This is a genomic window from Ramlibacter aquaticus, assembly GCF_015159745.1.
Lineage (GTDB): Bacteria > Pseudomonadota > Gammaproteobacteria > Burkholderiales > Burkholderiaceae_C > Ramlibacter > Ramlibacter aquaticus.
In genome coordinates this window covers 1-9066 of sequence record NZ_JADDOJ010000117.1, presented here as the reverse complement: position 1 = coordinate 9066, position 9066 = coordinate 1, and the positions used below count along the sequence as shown (strand labels likewise).

Sequence of the window (9066 nt, the reverse complement as noted above, 5' to 3'; positions counted from 1 at the left end):
CCTGCAGCGCATCGAGGCGGCGGGCGCGGCCGGGCTCAGTCACCGATGAGGGTCCACTGCGCATCCGGCAGCTGCACCAGGAAGGCATGCACGGGCGCCAGGCAGCCGAAGGCGTCGGCCCACTCCAGCTGCGCGCGCAGCACCGCCCGCTTGGACATGGACGGCGTGCCGGCCCAGGCCTGCTGGTCCACCGGAGGCACCGGGGGCTCCACGCCGGTGCGCACGGCATGGGCGATGAGGATGCGGTAGAGGCGGGCCCAGGCCTGCGGCAGGGGGCAGGCGCGGTTGTGCCGGCGCACCTCGGCCAGCACGTTGTCGAAGCTGGGCTCGGCCTGCAGCGACTGGCCGGCCGCGTCGGCCGGGGGACGGGAGTCTGTCTCCTCCAGCAGGTGGGCCGGCACCGTTGCGTCTTCCATGCCGCCGCCGCTGATGGCGGCATTCCAGGCGCGCTCGGCCGCCTCCCCCGCGAGCTCGCGGGCGAGCGGGGTCGGCAAGGTGTTCCCGGTGGAAATCTTCTTCATCACGCAAGGGCCCTTCGGAATGCCGGGTCGTGGACGTGCGGGCCGGGCCGGCGGGTGGAGCCCGGCCGCGGCAGGTTGGCGAAAGCCCGATTGTGACGGATATGCCAGCAAATGTAAGGCGCGGGGGCGTTGCGCGCGAGGCACGGCCGGGCCGGCCGCGTCGCGGGCGCGCCACGCCGCCGCGGCATTCTTCCGCGCCAGGCTCAGGCGTTGCCGAGCGCCGGCAGCGCGAGCGGCGTCGCGGCCACCAGCGTGAAGCGGAACACGGCGCCCTGGCCCGGTCGCCCCTCGGCCCAGATGCGCCCGCCGTGGCGCTGCACGATGCGGTGCACGGTGGCCAGGCCCACGCCCACGCCGGGGAACTCGCCCTCGGCGTGGAGCCGGTGGAAGGGCTGGAACAGGCGGTGCGCCGATTCGGAGCCGAAGCCGGCGCCGTTGTCGCGCACGAAGAAGACGCGCCGGCCCTGGGCATCGGTTTCCGCGCCGACCTCGATGGTCGCGTGCGGGTTGCGCAGGCTGAACTTCCAGGCGTTGGACAGCAGGTTGTACAGCGCCACGCGCAGCAGCGTGGCGTCGCCGGTGGCCTGCAGCGCCGGGGCGACGTGCACCTGCACGCTGCGCCCCGGGTCGGCATCCTGCAGTTCCTCGACGATGGAATGGGCGATCGCGCCCAGGTCCACCGGGCGGGCCTGCAATTCGCCGCGGCTGACCTGGGCCAGCGAGAGCAGGGCCTCGATCAGCTCGCCCATGCGCGCGCCCGCCGCCTCGATGCGCTGCAGGTAGTGGCGGGGCCGGTCGCCCTGCACCGCGTCGGTCTCGCGCAGGTACTGGGCGAAGGAGCGCACCGCCGCCAGCGGCGCGCGCAAGTCGTGCGAGACGGAATACGAGAAGGCCTCCAGCTCGGCGTTGAGCGCCTGCAGCTGCGCGGTCCGCTCGCGCACGCGCTCCTCCAGCCGGGCGTTGAGCTCGCGCACCTCGGTGTCGCGGCGCTTCTGCTCGGTGATGTCGTGCAGCACCATGCAGGTGCTGGGCTGGCCGCGCTCGTCCAGGTAGCGGCTGGACGAGACCTCGACCTCGATGGTCGTGCCGTCGCGGCGCCGGAAGCTCACCGGTCCCCGGGCCGCCCCGGTCTCGTCGCGCTGCGCCAGCAGGCGGGCCAGGCGCGTGTCGGCCTGGTGGACCAGCCGGTCGCGGCCGAGCTGGCGCAGCTCCTCCTCGGTGTAGCCCAGCATGGCGCAGGCCGCCGGGTTGGCGGACACCACGCTGCCGCCGGGCGAGGTCTGCAGCACGCCGTCCAGGCTGTGCTCGAAGAGCAGGCGCCAGCGGTCCTCGCTCTCGCGCAGCGCCGCCAGCTGCTGGTCGAGCGCATCCAGCATCTCGTTGAAGGCCTGTTCCACGCCGGTCAGCTCGTCGTGCGTGGCGATGGGGATGCGCCCGCTGCCGCCCGCGGCGACCCGCCGGGCCGCCTCGCGCAGGCCGGCCACGCGGGCCAGCAGCAGCGGGCGTGGCAGCAGCACGGCCAGGGCCACCACGGCCAGGCCCACGCCCAGCGCGGTCGCGATGTTGCGCAGCCGTGCCTGCAGGGCCTGCGCCTGGGCAGGGCCCAGGTCCACCCCGGCGACGACGCGGAAGGCGGGCGCGCCGTGGAAGAGCACGGTGCGGATCGCGTAGCGGCGCTCCACGCCGTCCGGGCCCACCAGCTGCGCCTCCTCCTTGCCGCTGCGCACCACCTCCCACAGCGGGCTGTGCGTGATGTCACGGCCCGGCGGCAGGCTGGCCAGCGGCGGGTTGCGGCTGACCAGGTGGCCCTCCATGTCGACCACCACCTGCACGCCCGGGTCCTCCGAGCCGCGCGCGGCGCCCGCCAGTTCGCTGGCGGCCAGCGTCGCGATCGGCACCGACGCCACGCTGCCGTCGCCGCGCAGCCGCGGCACGGCGATCAGCACCGCCCCCTGGCCGGACAGGCGGCCCATGAGGAAGCCGCTGGTGGCCGGGCCGCCCGTGGCCAGGGCGCGCCGGAAGTAGTCGCGGTCGGCGAAGTTGGGCCGCGGCGAGGGCAGTTGCCAGCCGCTGCAGGCGGCCTCGCCATTCTGGCGCGCCACGGTGTAGTTGATGACGAAGCCGCCGATGGAGCGCACCGCCTGGCGCAGGGCGGCGGTGCACGCCCCCTCGCTGCCGGGCTGGTCCAGGTCCAGGGCGCCTATGGCATGGGCCACGCTCTCCGCGGTGCGCAGCATGCGGTCCACCCGCTCGTGCAGGCGCACCGCCGCCTGGGAGGCCTCCAGCTGCACGGTGTCGCGGATGCGCTGCTCCTCGCTCAGCCCCTGGGTGAAGGCGAACAGCAGCACGGGCACCAGGCACAGGCCCAGGTAGACCAGCAGGCGCACGCGCACGGGGGCGCGCTGCGGCAGGAAGGGAACGCGCCACGGCATGGGTTCAGGCGGGATGTCGTGTCGTGATCCATGCATCCTGCCATGGCTGGGCCGCCGCAAAGCCCGAATAACCCCGGATTCCGGCGCCTTATCCGGCCGCGCCGGGGCTGCCCGCCCGCTCGCGCGCCAGTTGCACCTGGTGCAGGGTGATGCGGCGCACCTCGGCCTGGCTGGCGCTGATGTGCCCGCGCAACAAGGCCAGCGCCTCGTCCGGGCGGCGGGCGCGGACCGCCCCCAGGATGCGCGCGTGTTCGGCGTAGGTGGCCGCGATGCGCGCGGGCTGGGTGAAGTCCAGGCGCCGCACGATGCGGATGCGCTCCATGATCTCGCCGTGCATGCGCGCCATCTCGGCGTTGCCGGCCGCCGCCACCAGGGCGCCGTGGAAGTCCTCGTCCCAGGCCGCGACCTGGGGGCCGTCGCTGCTGGGCCCGTCCCCGGACGGGCCCCAGCGCGCCTCCAGGCGGGCCAGCAGCGCGTCCTGCGCGCCGGGCCGGGCCTCGCACAGGCGTTGCAGCGCGGCCGATTCCAGCACCAGGCGCAGCTCGTACAGCTGCTCGAAGCGGGCGAAGTCGAAGGGGCGCACGCGCCAGCCGCTGCGCGACTGCACCTCGACCCAGCCCTCCTGCGCCAGCCTCGCCAGCGCCTGGCGCACCGGCGTGCGCGACACGCCCAGCCGCTCGCAGAGGCCGTTCTCGGAGAAGCGGTCGCCGGGCACCAGGCGGAAGTCGGCGATGTCCTCCTTCAGCCGGGCATGCACTTCCTCGGCCCGGGAGCGCGGCGGCGCGGTGCTGCCCGCCTGCACCTCAGGCCCCGGCCAGTGCGCGCAGCAGCTGCGCGCTGGTGGCGGTCCAGCCGACGATGGCGCCCTGGGCGCGCAGCATCTCCACCGCCGCCGCCTTGAACTGCGGGAAGTAGCTCTCGGTGCAGTCCTCCAGCAGCAGGCATTCGTAGCCGCGGTCGTTGGCCTCGCGCATGCTCGTCTGCACGCAGACCTCGGTCGTCACGCCCATGAAGACGAGGTGGCTCACGCCGGCCTGCTGCAGCAGCGCGTGCAGCGGCGTGGCATGGAAGGCGCCCTTGCCCGGCTTGTCCAGCGCGATCTCGTCGGGCCGCGGGGCCAGCTCCGGGATGATCGCGTTGCCCGGCTCGCCGGCCACCAGGATGCGGCCCATGGGCCCCGGATCGCCGATGCGCAGGGCGGGGTTGCCGCGCTGGCGCTTGGCGGGCGGGCAGTCCGACAGGTCGGGCGCGTGCGCTTCGCGCGTGTGCACCACCAGGCCCCCGGCCTCGCGCCAGGCGGCCAGCACCTGCTGGCAGGACGGGATGATGGCGCGCAGCAGCGACACGTCGTTGCCCAGGCTCTCGCCGAAGCCGCCGGGTTCGACGAAGTCGCGCTGCATGTCGATGATGACCAGCGCGCTGCGCGGCAGCTGGAACTCGAAGGGGAAGGGCAGGGCGTCCGGGATCTGCATGCGGCCTCCGGGCTCAGAGCATCAGCGAGACATGCGCCGCCACCACGCGCCAGCCCTCGGGCATGCGCACCCAGGTCTGGCTCTGGCGGCCGGTGCGCTCGCTGCCCTCGCGGCGGAACTCGATGTTGGCGGTGGCGAAGTCGCGGCCGTAGGTGGTGATCACGGTGCGCAGCACGCTGCGCGCCAGCCCCTGGGCGGGCCGCCCGGCGCGGTAGGCCGCGATGGCCTCGAAGCCGTACAGGTTCTCGCCCGCGCCGTAGCGCAGGGTGTGCGGGCTGTTCCAGAACAGCGCGTCCAGCACCTCGACCTCGTTGTGCACCAGGGCGTGCTCGTAGCGCGCGAATTGCGCCGTGACCTCGGCGACGATCTCGGGAAGGTTGATGTCCATGGGCGATGTGTTCATGCGTGGGCGAGGCCCGCGTCCTGCAGCACCCGGGCGGCGCGCAGGCACAGGTCCTCGCGCCAGGGCGCGGCGATGAGCTGCACGCCGATGGGCAAGCCGCCCGTGCCTTCGGGCCACAGCGGCGCGGCCACCACCGGGCAGCCCGCGAAGGAGATGGGCTGCGTGAGCAGGCCCATGGCGGGCCGGCAGGGGTGGCGCTGGCCCTCGAACTCGATCCACTCGGTGCCGATGGGCGGCGCGGCCACGGGCGTGGCGGGGGCGATGAGCAGGTCCCAGTGCTGGAACAGGGCGGCGACCTGGTCGCGGTAGCTGCGGCGGAACCGCTGCGCGCGAAGGATCCAGTGGGCCGGCTGCAGCGCGCCGGCGATGAAGCGGTCCACCGAGAGCGGCTCGAAATCCTGGGCCCGCGTGCGCAGGTTGGCCAGGTGCAGGCTGCCGCCCTCGCTGGCGGTGATCAGGAAGGCGGCGGCGCGCGCCAGCAGGGCGTCCGGCCACGTCACCGTGTCGGCGGCGCCCAGGGCCTGGGCCGCGGCGGCGGCGGCGGCGCGGGCCGGGGCCGATGCGTGCTCGTGGAAGTAGCCGCCCAGCAGGCCGATGCGCAGGCCCGCCACGCCGCGTCCCAGCGCGGGCGCGGCCGGTTGCACGCGCAGCGCGTGGCAGCCGGGGTCTTCGCGGTCGGGCGACTGCATCGCGTCGTAGGCCGCGGCCAGCGTCTCCACGCAGTCGGCCAGCGGCCCCAGGTGGTCGATGCTGTGCACGAAGGGAAAGCTGCCGCGGCGCGACAGGCGGCCGAACGTGGGCTTGAGCCCCCACACGCCGCACAGCGAGGCCGGCACGCGGATGGAGCCGTTTGTGTCCGAACCGAGCGTCAGCGGGACCTGTCCCGCGGCCACGGCCGCGCCGGAGCCGCCCGAGGAGCCGCCCGCGATGCGCGCCGGGTCGCGCGGGTTGCGGCAGGGGCCCACGTGGCTGTTCTCGGTGGTGAAGCCGTAGGCGTACTCGTCCATGTTGAGCGCGCCCAGCAGCACGGCGCCGGCCGCGCGCAGGCGCTGCACCAGCACGGCGTCCTCGCGCGCGGGCGGCAGGCCGCGGTTGACCTTGGAGCCGGCCAGGGTGGTGAGGCCCTGGATGTCGAACAGGTTCTTCACCGCGTAGGGCAGGCCCGCCAGCGGCGGCAGCATGGCACCCGTGGCGCGCTGGGCATCCACTGCATCGGCCTCCGCGCGGGCGCGCGCGAAGGTGCGGTCCGTGAAGGCGTTGGTCACGCCGTCGCTGGCCTCGATGCGCGCGATCGCGGCCTCGCAGGCCTCGCGGGCCGAGGTCTCGCCCCGGCGGATGCGCGCGAGCAGGCCGGCCGAGCTCATGCCGGGTCCTCGCCGGGGAAGGGCGCGGGGCACCAGACCTCCGCGGGCTCCAGGTCGGGCGGCATGGGCACTGCCTCCAGCAGGGCGGCGAGGCCGGCGCTGCGCAGCAGGTGCCCGGCCACGGCCTGGGCCCGGGCCTCGTCCAGCGGCAGCCCCAGCAGCGCGGCGCTGGCGTGCACATGGGCCAGCACCTGGGCCGCGGTTGGCCCTGCGGGCGGCACGGGCTGCGACGCCGTCACCGCCGCACCTCGCGCTGGAAGATTTCCAGGCTCTGCTTCTTGGTCGCGATGAAGCTGGGCTGCGTCAGCGTCTCCACGGTGCGCGGGCGCGGGTCCTCGTAGCGCAGCAACTCGGCCACCTGCGTGGGCCGGCGCGTGAGCAGCAGCACCTCGTCGGCCAGGTAGACGGCCTCCTCCAGGTCGTGCGAGACCAGCAGCATGGTGGTGCCCGTCTGCATGAAGACCTCCTGCAGCTTCTCGCGGATGAACAGGGTCATCTCGAAGTCCAGCGCCGAGAAGGGCTCGTCCAGGAACAGCACCTCGGGGTGGTTGGCGAGCGCCCGCATGATGGACGCCGTCTGCTGCTGGCCACCCGAGAGCTCATAGGGGTGGCGCTTGAGGTCGAATTTCACGTCGAAGCTGGCCACCAGCTCCTCCATCCGGCGGTCCACCTCGGCCTTGCTGCGCCCTTCCAGCTTCAGCGGGTAGGCGATGTTGTCGATGGTGCGCATCCAGGGGAACAGCGCTTCGCGGTAGTTCTGGAAGACGTAGCCGATGCGCGTCTCCTTCAGCGTCTTGCCGTCGAAGAGGATCTCGCCGCGGTCCACCGGCACCAGCCCGGCGATCATGTTGATCAGCGTGCTCTTGCCGCAGCCGTTGGGGCCGAAGACCGAGGTGATCTTGTGCTTGGGGATGTCGAGGTCGAAGTTCCCGTACAGCGGCCAGCCGGCGAAGTGCTTGGTCAGGCCGCGGATCGTGATGTGCGTGCCGGCCGGGCCGGGCCGGAAGGCCGGGCGAGGCACGTCGGCATAGGGCGCCACCGGCGCCTTGAGCACGGCGGCGTTCATCGGCCGCTCCAGTGCACGATGCGCTTCTCGGCCACCAGGAAGAGCACGTTGAGCGCGTAGCCCAGCGCCCCGGCCGCGAGGATGCTGGCGTACATGCTGCGCACGTTGAGCACCTGCTGGGCGTCGATGATGCGGTGGCCCAGGCCGTTCTCGGAGCCGATGAACATCTCGGCCACGATCACGATCACCAGCGCCATGGAGACGGCCGAGCGCAGGCCGACGAAGGAGGGCTGCAGGCTCTCCCACACCAGCACGTCGCGGAACTGCTGCCAGCGCGTCGCGCCCATCACCTGCGCGGCCATCACGCGCTGCTTGCGTGCGTTCATCACGCCGTAGGCGCTGTTGAACACCACGATCAGCAGGGCGCCGAAGGCGGCGATGGCCACCTTGTTGATGTCGGACACGCCGAACACCAGCAGGAACAGCGGGATCAGCGCCGAGGAGGGCGTGGAGCGGAAGAAGTCGATCAGGAACTCCACGCTGCGGTAGGCCCGCTCGCTGCTGCCCAGGGCGATGCCCAGCGGCATGCCGACCACGGCGGCGATGAGGAAGGCCTGCAACGTGCGCCACACGGTCACGGCGAAGTCGCCCAGCAGCGGGCCGCCCAGCAGGCCGGTGGCCAGGGTCTGCAGCGTGGCGGCCGGCGGCGGCAGCAGGATGGGCTTGATGAAGCCGAAGCGGACCACGAAGTCCCACAGCACGAAGAGCAGCAGCGGCCCCAGCACGGGCAGGGCCCGGTGCACCCGGTTCCAGGCGGCGTCCATGCTCAGCCCCGGTACAGCAGGCCGTCCACAGCCACCTTCTTCTCGAACACCCCCTTGTCCGAGAACAGGTCGTAGAACTTCTGGAAGTAGGCCACGTCGCTGGGCTTGAACTCGTTCCACAGCATGTAGGTGGCCAGCGGCACCTCGCCGGTGAGCGGGCCCTCGATCGCGGTGTAGCCCTTCATGAACTGGCGCGCCTCGGCCGGGCTCTTGCGCACCAGCTCCACGCCGCGCGCGTAGGCGGCCATGTACTTCTTCGCCACGTCGGGGTGCTTCTTCAGGAAGTCGGTGGTCAGGCTGGCCGCGCCGCCGTGCCAGGGCGCCTGCGGGTCGCCCAGGATGTAGTGCGAGACCACGCCGGCCTCCAGCACGCGGGTGGTGCCGTTGAGCCGGCCCACGGTGCCGGTGGGCTCCAGGGTGTAGATGCCGTCCACCTGGCCGGCGGCGATGGCCGCCACGTGCTGGCTGATCGGCAGCTCCACCACGTTCACCGCGCCGGCGCCGGCCCGCTCGAGCATGGTGCGCGCCAGGGTGAGGTTCTGGATGCCGGGGCCGCTGGCCACGCGCTTGCCCTTGAGCTCGGCGACCGACTTGATCGGGCTGTCCTTGGCGACGATGAATTCCTCCAGCACGTGGGTGGCGTTGCTGGGGTTGCTGCAGAAGATCTTGAACAGGCCGGGCTGCGCAATCTCGCCGATGGCGAGGTTGGCGGTGCCGGTGCCGTTGGCGCTGCCGTCGCTGCGGCCGGCGAGCATGGCTTCCATCACCTGCGCGGCGGCGGCGAACTTGAGCGGCTCCACGTCCAGGCCGGCTTCCTTGAAGTAGCCCTTCTCGATCGCTGCGAAGAAGGGCAGGCCCGCCGCCACCGGCCAGTAGCCGATGCGGATCTTGGGCGCGGCCTGCGCGAACACGCGGCCGGTGCCGGCCAGGCCCAGCACGGCGGCGGCGCCGGTGGCCTGCAGCAGGCGCCGGCGGCTGGCGCCCGGGGCGGCGGCGGAGGGGGTGTTCTTCTTCATGGGGTGCGACTCCTGGGTGGGGTGGAAC

General features: G+C 73.2%; 10 protein-coding genes. All 10 read right to left on the bottom strand.

The genetic code is table 11. The annotated features are described in order from the left end of the window. Positions 1–35: 35 nt before the first annotated feature. The gene (locus IM725_RS18925; RefSeq protein WP_193782195.1) at positions 36–521 is read right to left on the bottom strand and encodes a hypothetical protein; all 486 of its coding nucleotides are present in this window, start codon (positions 519–521) and stop codon (positions 36–38) included. A gap of 203 nt (positions 522–724) precedes the next feature. Continuing rightward, positions 725–2953, bottom strand: coding sequence for an ATP-binding protein (locus IM725_RS18920; RefSeq protein WP_193782194.1), 2229 nt, complete (start codon positions 2951–2953; stop codon positions 725–727). A gap of 88 nt (positions 2954–3041) precedes the next feature. Beyond that, positions 3042–3755, bottom strand: coding sequence for a GntR family transcriptional regulator (locus tag IM725_RS18915; protein WP_193782193.1), 714 nt, complete (start codon positions 3753–3755; stop codon positions 3042–3044). A gap of 1 nt (position 3756) precedes the next feature. Then, on the bottom strand, positions 3757–4425 hold the full coding sequence (locus tag IM725_RS18910) for a cysteine hydrolase family protein (protein ID WP_193782192.1): 669 nt from the start codon (positions 4423–4425) through the stop codon (positions 3757–3759). A 13-nt stretch (positions 4426–4438) separates the two neighbouring features. Continuing rightward, positions 4439–4813, bottom strand: a complete 375-nt coding sequence (gene hpxZ / locus IM725_RS18905) for an oxalurate catabolism protein HpxZ (RefSeq protein WP_193782191.1) — start codon at positions 4811–4813, stop codon at positions 4439–4441. 11 nt (positions 4814–4824) lie between these two features. Next, complete coding sequence (locus IM725_RS18900) at positions 4825–6192, bottom strand: AtzE family amidohydrolase (protein ID WP_193782190.1); 1368 nt, start codon at positions 6190–6192, stop codon at positions 4825–4827. Beyond that, positions 6189–6431 carry a DUF4089 domain-containing protein gene (locus IM725_RS18895; protein ID WP_287067697.1) on the bottom strand — a complete coding sequence of 81 codons (243 nt, stop codon included), beginning with the start codon at positions 6429–6431 and terminating at the stop codon, positions 6189–6191. The genes IM725_RS18900 and IM725_RS18895 overlap by 4 nt, the downstream gene beginning before the upstream one ends. Beyond that, entirely contained in the window at positions 6428–7258 is an 831-nt protein-coding gene (locus IM725_RS18890) for an ABC transporter ATP-binding protein (RefSeq protein ID WP_193782189.1), read from the bottom strand. The genes IM725_RS18895 and IM725_RS18890 overlap by 4 nt, the downstream gene beginning before the upstream one ends. Then, positions 7255–8022, bottom strand: coding sequence for an ABC transporter permease (locus IM725_RS18885; protein ID WP_193782188.1), 768 nt, complete (start codon positions 8020–8022; stop codon positions 7255–7257). The genes IM725_RS18890 and IM725_RS18885 overlap by 4 nt, the downstream gene beginning before the upstream one ends. Before the next feature lie 2 nt (positions 8023–8024). Beyond that, positions 8025–9038: an ABC transporter substrate-binding protein gene (locus IM725_RS18880; protein WP_193782187.1), complete on the bottom strand. Its 1014-nt coding sequence runs from the start codon at positions 9036–9038 to the stop codon at positions 8025–8027. Positions 9039–9066 lie beyond the last annotated feature (28 nt).